This is a genomic window from Actinocatenispora thailandica (assembly GCF_016865425.1).
GTDB classification, from domain to species: Bacteria; Actinomycetota; Actinomycetes; order Mycobacteriales; family Micromonosporaceae; genus Actinocatenispora; species Actinocatenispora thailandica.
The window spans coordinates 2,013,824-2,028,066 of record NZ_AP023355.1 but is presented as its reverse complement, the minus strand read 5'-3'; the positions used below and the strand labels follow the sequence as shown (position 1 = coordinate 2,028,066).

Annotated in this window: 15 protein-coding genes; 5 read left to right on the top strand and 10 right to left on the bottom strand. The window is 74.7% G+C overall.

Translation table 11 applies throughout. The features are described 5' to 3' along the window. Positions 1-2: 2 nt before the first annotated feature. The 4 genes from Athai_RS08945 to uraD all read right to left on the bottom strand — a co-directional run bounded on the left by Athai_RS08945 (position 3) and on the right by uraD (position 2,687). A complete protein-coding gene (locus tag Athai_RS08945; RefSeq protein WP_203961061.1) occupies positions 3-884 on the bottom strand; it encodes an FAD binding domain-containing protein in 882 nt (293 codons plus the stop codon). 6 nt (positions 885-890) lie between these two features. After that, a complete protein-coding gene (gene pucL, locus Athai_RS08940) occupies positions 891-1,760 on the bottom strand; it encodes a factor-independent urate hydroxylase (protein WP_203961060.1) in 870 nt (289 codons plus the stop codon). A gap of 2 nt (positions 1,761-1,762) precedes the next feature. Further along, entirely contained in the window at positions 1,763-2,080 is a 318-nt protein-coding gene (gene uraH, locus Athai_RS08935) for a hydroxyisourate hydrolase (RefSeq protein ID WP_203961059.1), read from the bottom strand. 61 nt (positions 2,081-2,141) lie between these two features. Then, entirely contained in the window at positions 2,142-2,687 is a 546-nt protein-coding gene (gene uraD, locus Athai_RS08930) for a 2-oxo-4-hydroxy-4-carboxy-5-ureidoimidazoline decarboxylase (RefSeq protein ID WP_203961058.1), read from the bottom strand. A gap of 208 nt (positions 2,688-2,895) precedes the next feature. On the opposite strand from uraD, the gene Athai_RS08925 reads away from it, so the two are divergent. Both Athai_RS08925 and Athai_RS08920 read left to right on the top strand, forming a co-directional pair. Further along, positions 2,896-4,428, top strand: coding sequence for a PucR family transcriptional regulator (locus Athai_RS08925; protein WP_203961057.1), 1,533 nt, complete (start codon positions 2,896-2,898; stop codon positions 4,426-4,428). A gap of 109 nt (positions 4,429-4,537) precedes the next feature. Further along, positions 4,538-5,110 carry a nucleotidyltransferase family protein gene (locus Athai_RS08920; protein WP_203961056.1) on the top strand — a complete coding sequence of 191 codons (573 nt, stop codon included), beginning with the start codon at positions 4,538-4,540 and terminating at the stop codon, positions 5,108-5,110. A gap of 151 nt (positions 5,111-5,261) precedes the next feature. On the opposite strand, the gene Athai_RS08915 is transcribed toward Athai_RS08920, so the two are convergent. From Athai_RS08915 to Athai_RS08900, 4 genes are all read right to left on the bottom strand, one after another. Then, positions 5,262-5,882, bottom strand: coding sequence for a DUF1684 domain-containing protein (locus Athai_RS08915; protein ID WP_203961055.1), 621 nt, complete (start codon positions 5,880-5,882; stop codon positions 5,262-5,264). Positions 5,883-5,951: 69 nt separating this feature from the next. Then, a complete protein-coding gene (locus Athai_RS08910; RefSeq protein WP_203961054.1) occupies positions 5,952-7,409 on the bottom strand; it encodes a B12-binding domain-containing radical SAM protein in 1,458 nt (485 codons plus the stop codon). Positions 7,410-7,524: 115 nt separating this feature from the next. Then, entirely contained in the window at positions 7,525-7,974 is a 450-nt protein-coding gene (locus tag Athai_RS08905; protein WP_203961053.1) for a lamin tail domain-containing protein, read from the bottom strand. Between the two features lie 284 nt (positions 7,975-8,258). Further along, complete coding sequence (locus Athai_RS08900; RefSeq protein ID WP_203961052.1) at positions 8,259-9,143, bottom strand: LysR family transcriptional regulator; 885 nt, start codon at positions 9,141-9,143, stop codon at positions 8,259-8,261. 87 nt (positions 9,144-9,230) lie between these two features. Between Athai_RS08900 and Athai_RS08895 the strand changes: the two genes are divergently transcribed. The 3 genes from Athai_RS08895 to Athai_RS34035 all read left to right on the top strand — a co-directional run bounded on the left by Athai_RS08895 (position 9,231) and on the right by Athai_RS34035 (position 11,813). After that, the gene (locus tag Athai_RS08895; protein ID WP_203961051.1) at positions 9,231-10,067 is read left to right on the top strand and encodes an aldo/keto reductase; all 837 of its coding nucleotides are present in this window, start codon (positions 9,231-9,233) and stop codon (positions 10,065-10,067) included. 99 nt (positions 10,068-10,166) lie between these two features. Beyond that, positions 10,167-10,652: a hypothetical protein gene (locus tag Athai_RS08890; RefSeq protein ID WP_203961050.1), complete on the top strand. Its 486-nt coding sequence runs from the start codon at positions 10,167-10,169 to the stop codon at positions 10,650-10,652. Between the two features lie 51 nt (positions 10,653-10,703). Then, on the top strand, positions 10,704-11,813 hold the full coding sequence (locus Athai_RS34035) for a class F sortase (protein WP_239156820.1): 1,110 nt from the start codon (positions 10,704-10,706) through the stop codon (positions 11,811-11,813). A gap of 93 nt (positions 11,814-11,906) precedes the next feature. Here the strand turns inward: Athai_RS34035 and Athai_RS08880 are convergent, their stop codons facing one another. After that, the gene (locus Athai_RS08880) at positions 11,907-12,728 is read right to left on the bottom strand and encodes an endo alpha-1,4 polygalactosaminidase (RefSeq protein ID WP_239156819.1); all 822 of its coding nucleotides are present in this window, start codon (positions 12,726-12,728) and stop codon (positions 11,907-11,909) included. A gap of 336 nt (positions 12,729-13,064) precedes the next feature. Beyond that, positions 13,065-14,117 (bottom strand): LPXTG cell wall anchor domain-containing protein, encoded by a 1,053-nt coding sequence (locus Athai_RS08875; protein ID WP_203961049.1) that lies wholly within the window; start codon positions 14,115-14,117, stop codon positions 13,065-13,067. Between the last annotated feature and the right edge of the window lie 126 nt (positions 14,118-14,243).

Sequence of the window (14,243 nt, the reverse complement as noted above, 5' to 3'; positions counted from 1 at the left end):
CGTCAGGCGCATGTCCGACCCCCCTGTCGGTACTCCCGGAGGCTCCACGTCGCCGTCCGCCGGGCCAGTACGGCCAGCGCCCGGCGCCGGTAGTCCGCGGTGCCGCGCACGTCGTCGATCGGCGCCGCCGCGGCGGCGACCAGCGCACCGAACCGCCGCAGCACCGGCTCCGACACCGGGGTACCCACCGTCCACCAGCGACGGTCGGCCAGTTCGGCGGTGAGGAACCGTTCGGCCTCGGCGCACCGGCGCGGTGTCGGGGCCGCCGAGCCGAGCGCCACCCGTACCCGCTCGGTGGCCGGGTCCAGCGCGAGCGCCAGCGAGCAGACCGCGATCACCATCGCGTTGCGGGTACCGACCTTGGCGAACTGCTGCGGCCCGGCCGCCGCCGGCAGGTGCACCGCGACGATCAGCTCGTCGGCGGCCAGCGCGGACCGCTTGACCCCCTGGTAGAACTCGGTCGCCGGGATCCGCCTGGCGCCGCGCACCGAGGCAACCTCGATCGAGGCGTCGGACACCAGCAGCGGCGGGTGCGCGTCGCCGGCCGGCGAGGCGGAGCCGAGGTTGCCGCCCACGGTGCCCCGGTTGCGGATCTGCGGCGACCCGACCGTCCGCGAGGCCATCGCGAGCGCCGGCAGTGCGGTCGCCAGTTCCGCCACGATCCGCTGGTAGGGCAGCCCGGCGCCGACCCTGATCGTGTCGCCGTCCCGGTCCCAGCCGTCGAGTTCGTCGAGCCGGCCGAGATCGAGCAGCGCGCCGGGCCGGCCGCGGTCGAAGTTGAGCTCGACCATCAGGTCGGTGCCGCCGCGGATCGGTACCGCGTCCGGCCGCCGCGCGCGGATCGCCAGCGCCTCGGCCAGCCCGCGCGGTCGCAGGAAGTCCATCGTGCCCTACCAGTCCATCATGGACGGTGCCGCGTCGTCGCGGGTCACCGTCCCCTCGATCAGCCCGTACGGGCGGTCCGCCGCGTAGTAGACGGTGTCGGCGTTCTCGATGCCGTGCGGGGACAGGTCCACCAGGAAGTGGTGCTTGTTCGGCAGCGACAACCGGATCTCGGCGATCTCCGGATGCGCGGCGAGCACCCGCTCCCCCATCGCGTACAGCGTCTGCTGCAGCGAGTAGCTGTAGGTCTCCGCGAACGCGGTCGTCAGCAGCCGCCGGACGTCCCGGTACGACGTGCCGAAGTCGCCGTCGGCGGACCGGTGCCGCCAGCGCGCGTCCACGGCGGTGGCGAGGACCCGGTCCCGCGTCTCGGCGAGCGTGGTGTACCGGTCCCTCGCGAAACCCCAGAACTCCGAATCGGTGGTGTTGAGCAGCGTCAGCCCGGTCAGCCCGGACCCCACCTCGACCCCGTCGGCGGTGCCGCACACCTGGGCGGTACGCAGGCAGGTCCCGTTGCGGGCGAACGAGTGCGGCGCCGGTCCGCCGTCGCCCTCGATGCGGTCCCACGGCTGCTCGGTCAGCCGCACCACGGCACGGCGGATGGCCGGCTGGCTCGCCACGAAGTGCCGCGCCAGCCGCAACCCGAACTCCTCGATCTGCCCGACCCCGTCGGCGGCGAACGCGAACACGGTGTTCTTCTGCGCGTCGGTGGTCAGCACGTTCCTGTTGTCGCCGCGCAGGTGCACGTCCGCCAGCTCACCGGACAGCGACACGCTGACCGTCACGTCGGCCAGGGCGTGCCGGTCGGCGGCGCGGTCCACCCGGACCAGGTGCACCTCCGCCTTGCCGTACCGGTTGTCACCGAGCACGATCCCCACGGTCAGCTCCCTCGGTAGGTCGAGTACGCGAACGGGCTCAGCAGCAGCGGCACGTGGTGCCGCGCCCCGGCATCGGTCACCGTGAAGGTGATCGCCACCTCGGGGAAGAACCCCTCGGTGCCGGTCGCCGCGAACCAGGCCGCGGTGTCGAACACCAGCCGGTACCGGCCGGGCGCGGCCAGCGGCAACCCGGCCAACCGGCCGTCGCCGTCGGTGACCCCCGCGCCGAGTGCGGTGCCGTCGGCCGACTCCAGCCGGACCGGCACACCGGCCGCGGGCCGGCCCCGGCCGGTGTCCAGCACGTGGGTCGACAGGCTCATCGGCCCTCCTCGGTCGGCCGCCCGGCGAGGCGCCACCGGCCGCAGCCGCGGCTCTGCTCGCTCATGGCATCGCCGGCTCGTCGGCCGCCGCCAGCTCCGCCAGCAGCCGGTCCAACCGCAGCGCGGCGATCGCGGCGAGTTCCCGGCGTACCACGACGCGTTCGGTCGCCTCGTCGTTGCGCAGCCGCTCGGCCAGCGCGGCGAGGATCTGCGCCCGGCTGCGGCCGGTCGCGCAGATCAGGAACACGTGCCCGAACCGCCGCTCGTACGCCTCGTTCGCGGCGACCAGCGGGTCGCCCGCACCGCCGCCCGCGGGCGCGGCCCCGGCCGGTACGGACGCGGCCGACTGTTCGGCGCGGGACCAGGCGGCCCGCCGGTCGTCACCGCGGGGCGGCGCGCCGATCCGGGGATGGTCGGCCAGCGCGGTCGCGACCGCGGACCAGTCCGCGCTGGCCAGCGCCGCGTCCGCGGCGGCCCGCAGCGCGGCCCGGTCCCGGTACGGGCGGCCGGCGGCCACGGTCTCGGCCCAGCCGGGCGCACCGCAGCACCCGGCGAGCGACGCCCTCGGTGCCGGCAACGCGTTGAACACCCGCAGCCCCCGGTCCATCCGCCACTCCCCTCGTCGGTGCCGCGCCGATGTCGCGGTACCGACCTGCCAGCACTACCCGGACCGGATCGGCTGACACCCGGCCGGCCCGTCGGTAGTAGAACCCGCCGCGGGCGGGCCCGGCCAGGCACCGAAGCTCCGAAAGGACGACCGGTCCCGAACCCCCGTCTTGTACGTTCCTCCAAGACCCGGCGGCTACCGTGGGTACGTGCGGCTACGTGCCCTGCTCGACGCGCCGGATCTGCGGCTCCGCCTGCTCACCGGTGGCTCCCAGCTGGACCGGGCGGTCCGCTGGGTGTACACGACCGATCTGCCCGATCCGCGGCGGTATCTGACCGGTGGCGAACTCGTGCTCACCGGAATGCTGTGGCGGCACGGTCCGGCGGATTCGGCCGCGTTCGTCGCCGCCCTCGCCGAGGGCGGGATCGCCGCGCTCGCCGCCGGGTACGCGGACGACGAAACCCAGGCGGTACCGGACGATCTGGTCCAGGAGTGCCGGCGGCGCGGTGTGGTGCTGTTCGAGGTGCCGCCGGACGTGTCGTTCGCGACCGTCACCGAACGGGTGGTCCGCGCGGTCACCGAGGAACGGCCCGGCGGCGCCGAGCAACGCTGGCGGGACCGGCTGCACACCCTGGTGGCCACCGGCGCGGGGCCGGACGACATGTGCCGCCTGCTCACCGACCGGATCGGCGCCGACTGCGTCGTGCTGTCCGCGGCCGGCCGCCGGGTCGCCGGAACCGGCCTGCTGCCTGCCGACGACCGCCGCCGCCTCGCCCGCCGCTACCTGTCCGCCGAGCCGCTGCCGGCCACCGAACGGCTGCCCGCCGGCCGGTACACGCTGCTGGCGATCTCACCGCGGCAGCCGCGCATCGCGGGCTGGTGCCTCGCCGTCGCCGGCGATCTCGACGCCGACGATCCGGGGGTACGCGGCCCGGTCGGCGAGGTGTGCACGCTGCTCGCGCTGGAGTGGTCCCGGCAGGAGGAAGCCCGCCAGGTCGCCGACCGGCAGGGCGCCCAGCTGGTCCGGCTGGCCGGCTCCGACTCCGCCGCACCCGCCGACGTCGCGTCCCGGTTGCAGGTCGCGGGTTTCGCGCCGGATGAACCGATCGCGGTGGTGGTGGCCGCCGCCACCGGCGCCACACCGCCGACCGCGCTGCTGGGGGAGATCTGTGCCGGGCGGTCGGACCGGTCGCTGGTCACCGGGGTCGACGGCGAGTCCGTTGCGATCGTCGCGACCGACATCGACCGGTTCGGCGAGTTCGTCGAGTACGTCCGCGCCCAGGCCGAGGCGCTGCGACCCGGCCTGTCCGGTTCCCGGGTCGGCATCGGGGTGGCGGCGGCGCCGGCCTGCGCGGCCGGGCTGCACGGCGCGTTGGAGGAGGCCCGGGCGGTACGCAGGCTCGGCGAGCACCGGCCCGGCCAGGTGCGGGTGGCCGGTTCCGGGGAACTGACCTCGCACGGGCTGCTGCTCGCCACCGTGCCGGACGAGTTGCGTCGCTCGTACACCGACCGGCTGCTCGGCCCGCTCGTCGGGTACGACGCGGCGCACCGCACCGACCTGCTGGCCACCCTGGAGGCGTTCCTGGACTGCGACGGGTCGTGGACCCGCTGCGCCGCCCGGCTGCACCTGCACGTCAACACACTGCGGTACCGGATCGGCCGGATCGAGCGGCTGACCGGCCGCGACCTGTCCACCTTTCCCGGGCGGGTCGACCTCTACCTCGCGCTGAAGCTCGCATGAGCAGCCGGCGCGGCGCGCGGGCGGCACGCGGGCGGACCCCGGACCGCACCGGACCGGCCGACCACCGGTGCGTGCGCCACCGCCGCTCGAAGCGCCGCGGAGGTCGGCCATGACCGGTACGACGGTGGCCGGGCTGCTGCTCGCGGCGGGAGCGGGGCGCCGGTTCGGGCGGCCCAAGGCACTGGTGTCGTTTCGCGGCCGGACGCTGCTGGAGCACGGCGTCGCCCTGCTGACCGGCGGTGGCTGCGATCCGGTCTACGTGGTGTCCGGCGCCGCGCCGCTGACCTGCCCGGGCGCCACCGTGGTGGCCAACCCTGGCTGGGCTACCGGGATGGGATCGTCGCTGCGGGCCGGCGTCGAGGCGTTGCCGGCCCGCGTCGACGCGGTCGTCGTCGCGCTGGTGGATCAGCCGCTCGTCGGGCCGGCGGCGGTGCGCCGGTTGCTGGCGGCGTACCGCCGCGGTGCCCGGCTCGCGGTGGCCGGCTATGCCGGTCGGCCGCGCAATCCGGTGCTGCTGAGCCGGGAGTACTGGCCGGGCGTGCTGGCGTCGGCCCGGGGTGACCGGGGGGCACGCGGGTACCTGCGGAGCCATCCGGAGCTGGTGACGCTGGTCGACTGCGACGGTACCGGGTCGCCGGCCGACATCGACACCCCCGAGGACCTGGACTCGCTGTCCGGCTGAGCACCCGCTGGCACCGGCCCGGGTTTCGGTGCTGCTCGGCGATCCGGTGCTGCCGGCGATCCGGAACGCGGCACTGCCCGGAATCGGAGCGTCCCGCTACCGCACCGGGCGCTCGCGTCCCGCGCCACCCGGCACCCGTGACCGCCGTCGGTCAGAGGCGCTCGCCGGCGCGGATCTCGGCGGCGAGCGTGTTCTCGGCCGGCGCGAGCGGGCACACCCAGCTGTCGTCGTACCGGCAGGACGGGTGGTAGAGGAAGTTGAGGTCCAGCAGCAGGCTGCCGCCGGAGCCGCCGAGGTCGGCGCCCTTGGCGGTGTCCAGCAGGTAGCGGCCGGCCCCGTAGCTGGTGCGCCCGGCGGTGCCGTCGCGCACCGGCAGGAACAACCCGCCGCCGTACTGCCGCGTCCACCACACCGCGAGCGTGCCGGACACCGGCGCGGGCAGCCGCACCGAGCCGATCAGCTCGTAGCTGGTGACGCCGTCGGCGCCGGTGTCGACCTCCCGGCGCTGCGGCGCGTCCGGCGGCGTCACCGGCAGCTCGAAGCGCAGCGCCGGATCGTACGGCCAGTAGGGCAGGCCGGTGCCCCGCAACGGATCGGTGGCCGCGAGCGGGCTCTGCGGGTGCCGGCCGAACAACGCGTCGCGCCCGGCTCGCCAGCGGGCGTGCCCGGCGACCGGGTCGGCGGCGGCGCGCACCTGGGCGTACAGCTCGGCGACGGTGCGGCGCCAGTCGGCGAGCTGCAGGGCGGTGTCCGCGTCGGTCCTCGACTCCATACCCCGACGCTACCCCGCCCCGCCCGCGCGGGCCGGAGCTGTCGCGGCGCCGGCGCCGATCCCGGACGGCTACCTGGCCGGGTCTCGCGGGCGGGCGGTGTCGAGAGACGGTGACGCTCCCGGGCGGGCAGCCCGTGCGGTGCGAGCGGGCGGGGCCGAGCGGCGGGCACCGAAGCTGCCCAGCAGCGACTCCAGGAACGGCAGCGCGCGGGACACCTGGCGGGCCCGGATCAGCGGGTGCCACAGCGGGGAGAGCTTCTTCCAGCCGCCCGCGTAGGCCAGGTGCCGCAGCCGGTCCCGACCGGGCGGTTTGGTCCCGGCGCCGCGCCAGATCGCCGGCCAGCGGTAGAAGTCCCGGTACGCCCGCCGGTACCCGTCGGTCAGCTCGGCCGCGGTCAACCTGGCCGGCCGGTACACCACGTGCCGGGTGTCGTACCGGTCCCAGTCGGTGTGCAGGATCCTGCCGGCCTGCTGCATCCGTTGGTACAGCGCGGTTCCCGGGTAGGGCGTCATGATGTGGAAGGTCGCGGTCTCGATCCCCTGGCCGACCGCCCAGTCGACGGTGCGGTCGAACACGTCCGGTCCGTCGTCGTCCATGCCGAACACGAAGCTGGCGTTGACCATCACCCCGGCCCCGTGCAGCCGCCGCACGACAGCCGCGTAGTCCCGGCCGATGTTCTGCCGCTTCCGCTGGGCCGGCAGGTTGGCGTCGTTGACGGTCTCGAAACCGACGAACAGGCTGCGCAGGCCGGCGTCGACCGCGCGCTCCAGCAAACCCGGCGCGAGCACCGAGTCGACGGTGCCGGCGGCCTGCCAGACCCGGCCCATCCCCCGCATCCCGTCGAACAGCGCCTCTGCGAAGCGCCGGTTGCCGAACAGGTGGTCGTCCAGGAAGTACAGGTGCCGGCCGGGTAGCCGCTCGATCTCGGCGAGCGCGTCGTCGACCGCCTGGGTGTAGAACGACTTCCCGCCGGTGAAGAAGGCGTCCTTGTAACAGAAGTCGCAGTGGTGCGGGCAGCCGCGGGACACCACCAGCGAGTTCGGCACCAGGTAGCGGCGCCGGTCGATCAGGTCGCGCCGCACCGGCGGCAGCCGGACCAGGGTGCGCTCGCGCGACTCGTACCGCGGTCTCGGGCGGCGCGCCCGGAAGTCGGCCAGGAACGCCGGCCAGATGTCCTCGCCCGGGCCGAGGAAGATCGTGTCGGCGTGCCGGGCCGCCTCCTCCGGCAGCGACGTGACGTGCAGCCCGCCCATCGCCACGTGCACGCCCTTCGCCCGGTACGCCGCCGCGAGCCGGTAGGCCCGCCGGGCCGACGTGATGTACGGCTGGATCACCGCGAGATCGGGCCGGTCGTCGTCCAGCCGCAACGGTTGCACGTGCTCGTCGACGATCCGCACCTCGTCGGAGTCGGACAGGTAGCCGGCCAGCGTGGCCAGCCCCAGCGGGGGAAACAGCGAGTACTTGATCGGCCGCAGCCGCGGGCTGGTCGCCTCGGTCAGCGCCGGCAGCACCATCGTGACTCTCATGCCCGGCGAAGCTACTCACCGGTTGTGCGGATTCCCGGGATCCGCCGTGCACACGGTGCACCGAAACCGTGCCGGTTCCGTGGCGCCGGGCGGGCCACCGCGGCCGGCGCGGGCCTCAGCAGGTCTTCCAGCCGGACGAGGTCGACCGGGTCCAGCGGCAGGTGTCGTGCACGCGGTGGGTGTCCCGCAGCGTCGCGGTGTCCCCGTTGTTGTTCCAGATGTGCCAGCCGGAGCCCCAGTAGAAGGTGCGGTGCGTGTGCCTGCCCTTGCCGGAGTGCAGCCAGAGGCTGTCGTGCGCCTTGATGGTGTAGGTGGGGAACGTGTACCGGTGGCCGGCCGCGTCCCGTACCGACCAGCCCCGGATGCTGACCGCCCTGCTACCGGAGTTCGAGATCTTCACGTACTCACCGTTGACGTTCCTGGTGGTGTCGGCGCCGGGGGCGTTGTACTGGATGCCGGCGAAGTGCACCGCCGGGGTCGCCGCCGTGCCCGGTGTCGCCGTCAGCACCACGGCCGCCAGACCGGCCGCGGCCGCCCCGATTCCGACCCGCATCGCCGCACGCATACGCCGCTCCTTCGCTCGCGCCGCCACCCGGCGACGCACGGTGATCACACCGTAGCTTTCGGGCCGGGCCGGGCAGCTCAGCCGGTCGGCTGCTCGCGCGCGCCGATCGGTTCGCGCCGGATGCCCTGTCGCACAACCGCTCCGGTACCTCCGGTCGACGGGTCGGCCGGCCGGCCACGCCGCGCCGCCGGCGACGTCCTCTCCGATCAGTGCCCGGACCTGCCGGCGCGGCCGGTCGCCGGCCCGCACGAGCCGCGGTGACCAGCGGACCCGCAGTACCCGAGTCAGCGGCGGCCGGCGTCGCGCAGCGCGGCGAGGGCTGCCCGGATGGCGGGCTGGCGGGCCGCCGCGGACCGCCAGACCGCGAACACCCGGCGTACCGGTGCCGGCCGCACCGCGGCGAACCGAACCCCGTCCGGTACCGGATCGCGGCCGAGCCGGGGCAGCAGCGCGACGCCGAGCCCGGCGGCGACCAGCGCCAGCTGGGTGGCGTGTTCGCTCGCGGTGTGCGGGACCCGGGCGTCCGGCACGGTGCGGCGCAGCCAGTCGTGACACAGCTGCCCGGCCGACCAGCCGACCCAGTCGTCGGCGGCGAGTTCGACCAGGTCGAGGGTCGGGCGGTCGGCGAGCCGGTGCCCGGCGGGCAGCGCGACGTCGAACACGTCGTCGAGCAGGCCGGTCCGGGCCGAGCCGGCCGGCAGGGTCAACGGCGACTCCGGCCAGTCCTGGGCGATCGCGAGGTCGAGATCCCCGCTGGCGACGGCCGGGAGCGCCACGTCCGGCTCCTGCTCCGCGGTGCGTGTTCGCAGCGCCGGGTACCGGTCGTGCAGCGCCGCGAGGGCGGTCGGCAGCAGGCCGCGGGCGGCGGTGGCGAACGCGGCGAGCCGCAGCTCACCGACCACCGCGCCGCGGTGCCGGGCGAGGTCCGTCTCGACCGCCTCGGCCTGGGCCAGCAGCGCACCGGCGTGCTCGGACAGCAGCAGCGCGGCGTCGGTGAGCCGGATGCCGCGACCGTTGCGTTCCACCAGCGGCTGGCCGATCTCCCGCTCCAGCCGGGCCATCTGCTGGGAGACGGCGGAGGTGGTGACGTGCAGGGTGGCCGCGGCGCCGCGGACCGAGCCGGTCGCCGCGATCGCACGCAGCACTCGCAGCCGTTCCAGATTGAGCACGTAGTGATGCTACGCGATTCGACAAAGACAGTCTTGCTTGTCTTAACGATATGCGTCCCGCACAGTGGAGCGGGCGAAGGGAGACCCATGACAGACACGTTCCTGCTCGGCGGTGACCTGCCGGTGCGCCGGATCGGATTCGGTGCGCTGCGGCTGCCCGGGAGACCGGCCGCGGCACGCACCCGCGCCGTCGCGGTGGCCCGACGGGCGGTCGACCTCGGCGTCACGCTGATCGACACCGCCGACTCGTACGACCTGGGCGACAACGAAACGTTGCTCGCCGAGGCGCTGCACCCGTACCCGGACTCGCTCGTGCTCGCCACCAAGGCCGGCCGGATCAACCTCGGCGACGCCTGGTACGACTGCGGCCGGCCGGAGTACCTGCGGCAGCAGGCCGAACTGAGCCTGCGCCGGCTGCGGCTGGACCGCATCGACCTGTTCCAGCTGCACCGCATCGACGCGACGGTGCCGCCGGCCGACCAGTACGGGGCGTTGCGGCAGCTGCGCGACGAGGGCAAGGTGCGACACGTCGGGCTCTCCGAGGTGTCGGTGGCCGAGATCGAGGCTGCCCGCCGGATCGTGCCGGTCGCCGCCGTGCAGAACCGGTACAACCTGAGCGACCGGCGGCACGAGGACGTGCTGGCGTACTGCGAGCGGCACGGCATCGCGTTCCTGCCGTGGCTGCCGGTGGCGCCCCGTACGCTCACGCCGGCCGCGCGGGCGGTCGCCGCCCGGCACGACGCGACGCCGCCCCAGGTCGCGCTGGCCTGGCTGCTGCAGCGCTCCCGGGTGCTGCTGCCGATCCCCGGCACGGCGAGCCAGCGCCACCTGGCCGAGAACGTCGCCGCCGCGACACTGCAACTGTCCACTGAGGACGTCGCTGCACTGACGGCCGAGCCGGCGGGGCTGCCCGACCGGCCGTGACACCCGGCAGGGTGGCAGCTGGCCAGAACGTGATCACGAACGGCCGGCAACGTTTACGGTGACTGAGTCACCTCATATGCGATTTGGGGGGTGTAGGGGATGTCCTTCGTGCGCAGGATCGTCGTCGCCGGGGCGTTCGGTGCCGCTGGTGCATCCCTGGCCCTGTCGTCCGGTGCCTCCGCGGCGCCGGTCGTCGCGGTCGTGGTGCAGGGCAGCACGGTCACGGTGAGCACCTCCGACTGCGCCTCGACCGGCGCCGTCGCAGCCATCCAGACCGGCTCCAACGACGCCACCGAGCAGGACATGGCGGGCAACCCGGAGGCGAGCGGCGTGCTGAGCGCGACGTTCAGCAACGTCCAACCCGGCACCTACACCGCCACCGTCAACTGCAAGAACACCTCGACACCCGACCCCGGTACCAAACAGTTCACGGTGACGCCGGGCGGCAACCCGGACACCGGTGACGGGGCGACGGCGCAGCTGGGCGGCGGCAGCACCGCCCTCGCCGCGGCGGGCCTGGGCGTGCTCGGCGTGGTCGCGGCAGGCGGCGTGCTGCTGCTGGTACGGCGCCCGAAGAAGCACTGACGCGTCACGGTGTCGGGCCGCGGGCCGCTCGGGCACCGGGACGGAGGGGTGATGACGCAGCCGGCGAGCGACCCCGGCGGCCGGGACTCCGAGGCCCCGACCGTCGAGTTCCCGGCGCCCGCCTTCCCGGCACCCGAGTTGCGGGCACCCGCCTTCCCGGCACCCGACTTCCCGGCATCCGACTTCCGGGCACCCGCGGCCCCGGCCCCGGTGCCGCCGACCGCCGGGCATCCGGGCGCCGGAGCCGACACCGTCGAGCTACCCGAGCGGGGCGCCGAACGCGAGCCGCGCGGGCGCCCCGAGGGTGACGGCGCGCACGAGCGGGGCAAGCAACCCGAGCGAGACGTCGAACGCGAGCGGCCCGGCCGGCCCGAACGAGACGGCGCGCACGAGCGGGGCGGGGAACGCGACGGACCGCCCCCGGCCGAGTGGGATCCGCTGGCGCACGGTGGGGCGGCGGGTTGGCGGACGGTGCTCGGCGTGCTGCTGGTCCTGGGCGGCGTGCTCGGCGCGACACTGCTGGTCCTCGCGATGATGCGGGCCCCGACGCCGCCGCCGCAACCGACCGCGGCGCAGGCGCCGCCCAGCGCCGTCGTCGCACCGCCCGCGCCGAGCACCAGCGCGACACCAGCGCCGTCGGCTGCCGCCCCGCTGCCGCCGTCGACACCGGTACGCATCGACGTGGCGCGGGCCCACATCCACGCGCCGATCATCGCCACCGGCCTGGACGCGGACGACACCGTCGCGGTGCCGCCGATCGACCACCCGTACCTGACCGGCTGGTACGACCGGAGCGTGACGCCTGGACAGTCCGGCGCCGCCGTGCTGCTCGGCCACGTCGACTCGCACCGCACCGGCCCCGCCGTGTTCTACTACCTCGGCGCGCTCACCCGCGGCGACACCGTCCAGGTGACCCGGGCCGACCACACGGTCGCGGTGTTCACCGTCGACGGCGTCGCCGGGTACGAGAAGACCCGGTTCCCGGCGACCGCGGTGTACGGGCCGACTGCCGGGCCGAGCCTGCGGCTGGTGACCTGCGGCGGCCGGTTCGACGAGCGAACCCACAGCTACGAACGCAACGTGGTGGTGTTCGCGAGCCTGACCTCGTCGCACCGGGAGACCGCCGCGGAAGCGGCCCGGCCACTGCAGACCACCTCCTGACCGACCGCTGCACCCGGCGCCCGCGCCGGGCGGCGGGGCCGCCGCCTGGTCCGGTCGATCGGCGTGCGCTCCCCCTGGGTTCGGGCGGGAGGATCAGCAGGCGTCGTGGACGTAGCTGGCGGAGCCGGGCGCCGTGACCTCCCGGTCGCGCAACACCACCGAGAGTCGCTCGCCCACGGTGCGGCAGGCCCGGACGAATCCGGCCCGGTCGTACTCGATGACGAACACCTCGTCGCCGTACACCGCCGTGTAGTCGCCGCACTCGCCGTACTCGGCGCACTCCTCGGCGACCGCGAAGTCGAACCCGGCCCGCCGGCCGGCGGCCGACACCTCGGCGGTGTTCTTCTGGCCGATCGCGAGCCCGTCCGCATGCGCCCGGGCAATCAGCAGCCCTGCGTACGCCAGCGCGTCGGAGCGGTCCAGCAGCCGCCGCGAGCGGGTCCACGAGTCCAGGTTGTCCGGCTCGACGGCGCGGAAGCCGTCCCTGGCACACCCGTGCATCCAGCGGCCGACGACGGCGGCCAGCGTGGCGCGCTTCGCCGCGGTCGAGGTGTCCAGCAGCACCTCGCCCCAGTCGGGGTCGACCACCTCGTTGCCGTCCGCATCGTGCAGCAACAGGTCATCGTGGTGGGCGCGCCACCATCCGAGCTCGCCCGGCTGGGTCTGGTAGGCGTTCACGTAGCAGATGGTGTAGACGCCCGGCGCCGGCCGCGCGCTGCGGTCCCGGGACACCACCCGCACCCCGCTCGGCGGCGGGTAGGGCGCGCCGAGCTGGTAGTCGACACCGGCGTTGCCCGGCGGGGCCACGACGTCCGGCACCCCACCGGCCGGCACGCCGGCGGCGACCAGCGTCGCGGCCAGCACGATCACGGCCGAGAGCGCGCGACGGGTACCGGAACGGGAACGGTCGATCACGACGACACTCCGAGCCGTTCGGGATCGGCCCCGCCTCGGGCGACGACGCCCTGGCGACCTTGGTGCCGGCACCGGAGAACACCGGCGTCGACCGGGCCCGATCTACCTGGTCGGCACGACCCGTTCGGCACGGTGTCGTGTCGGGGTGCATACAACCGTCGGCCGGCGTGGTTGTCAAGGACGCCGCCCCCGGGCCGGCGCCGACGCCTGCGCCCCTCCCGGGGCCCGGCCGAAGCGGGCGAGGGCCCCGACCCCCGGCGGCCGGGGTCGGGGCAGCCCGTGCACGACGGGTTCGGGGCGCCGATGGCGCCCCGAACCCGATCCGGCCCGCAGTGTTCAGCCGCGGTGGCGGGCCAGGTAGCGGCGCCGGCCGAGGAAGAACAGGGCGGCACCGGCCAGCAGTACCGCGGCACCGCCGCCGGCGATCGCGCCGGTGCTGGTGCCGGTGACCGGCAGGGTGGAGCCGTCGCCGCCGCCCTGGCCGCCGGTGGCGGTGATGTCGAACGCTGCGCTGTTGTTCTTGGCGTTGGTGTCACCCGGCGTCTTGGTCGTCACCGTGATGCCGCCGTCGTGGCCGACGTCCGCCTTGTCGATGGTGAACTTCAGCGCGAGCGTGGCGCCCTTGCCGGCAGCGACGACGGCATCGTCGCTGTGGCACGTCGCCTTGGCGCCCTTGGTGGCCCACTCGCAGCCCTTCGGCAGCTCGGCCAGGCTGGTGCCGGACGGTGCGACGATGGTGATGGTGCCGCCGATCAGGTCGGACGGGCCGGTGTTGTCGCCCCTGGCGGTGACCGTCACGGTGTCGCCGACCGCACCGCTCGCCTTGGTCGCCGAGACCACGTAGTCGTAGTGGTTCGCGGTGGTGGTGATCGGCGTGCTGACCGTGTTCGGGCCCTTCAGGTCGTGCCAGTCCTCCGTCGGCTTCCCGCTGGCGTCCAGCGGAACCACCAGCGCGACGACGGTACCGATCGACTGCGGCCCGGGCGCGTTGGCCGCCACACTGAACTTCGCGTCGTTGTCGGCCCGCTGGCCGGGCGCGAGCTTGCCGCTCTGGTCGGTGATGGCGCAGCTCCAGAGCGTCTGCGCACCCTGGTCCTCGGTCTGCTTGCAGGCCTTGTCCTGCTGGATGTCGGGAATCGTGACGTAGCGCGGGATCGCCACGTTCATCAGCACCCCGTCGGTGGCCTGCCCGCTGACGTTCTGCACCGAGTAGTGGAAGCTGCCGGAGCCGCCCGGGGCGACCGCGGCGGGCTTGGTGATCGTCGCCTGCAACGCGTGGTCGCTGCCGGGATCGGCGGCGGCCGGCGTGGCGAGGGCGAGTGCACCGGCACCGGCGGCCACGACGGCGCCGAGGCCGGCGAGCACCCTTCTCGTTGCGAACCCTGACATCTGGCTTCCTCCAGCACTGGTTTCGGTCGATCACACCGCGGCGCCTCGTCCGGCTCGGCGGCTCGGTTCATGTCCACACACGACACTGCACAATGGACGCAACCGGTCGGCGCCGGCGCCGGCGAT

Excerpts from the sequence above, each read along its gene's own strand:
- Athai_RS08945 (WP_203961061.1), bottom strand. The coding sequence starts at position 884 with ATGGACTTCCTGCGACCGCGCGGGCTGGCCGAGGCGCTGGCGATCCGC.
- uraH (WP_203961059.1), bottom strand. The coding sequence starts at position 2,080 with ATGAGCCTGTCGACCCACGTGCTGGACACCGGCCGGGGCCGGCCCGCG.
- uraD (WP_203961058.1), bottom strand. The coding sequence starts at position 2,687 with ATGGACCGGGGGCTGCGGGTGTTCAACGCGTTGCCGGCACCGAGGGCG.
- Athai_RS08920 (WP_203961056.1), top strand. The coding sequence starts at position 4,538 with ATGACCGGTACGACGGTGGCCGGGCTGCTGCTCGCGGCGGGAGCGGGG.
- Athai_RS08915 (WP_203961055.1), bottom strand. The coding sequence starts at position 5,882 with ATGGAGTCGAGGACCGACGCGGACACCGCCCTGCAGCTCGCCGACTGG.
- Athai_RS08910 (WP_203961054.1), bottom strand. The coding sequence starts at position 7,409 with ATGAGAGTCACGATGGTGCTGCCGGCGCTGACCGAGGCGACCAGCCCG.
- Athai_RS08905 (WP_203961053.1), bottom strand. The coding sequence starts at position 7,974 with ATGCGTGCGGCGATGCGGGTCGGAATCGGGGCGGCCGCGGCCGGTCTG.
- Athai_RS08895 (WP_203961051.1), top strand. The coding sequence starts at position 9,231 with ATGACAGACACGTTCCTGCTCGGCGGTGACCTGCCGGTGCGCCGGATC.
- Athai_RS08890 (WP_203961050.1), top strand. The coding sequence starts at position 10,167 with ATGTCCTTCGTGCGCAGGATCGTCGTCGCCGGGGCGTTCGGTGCCGCT.
- Athai_RS34035 (WP_239156820.1), top strand. The coding sequence starts at position 10,704 with ATGACGCAGCCGGCGAGCGACCCCGGCGGCCGGGACTCCGAGGCCCCG.
- Athai_RS08875 (WP_203961049.1), bottom strand. The coding sequence starts at position 14,117 with ATGTCAGGGTTCGCAACGAGAAGGGTGCTCGCCGGCCTCGGCGCCGTC.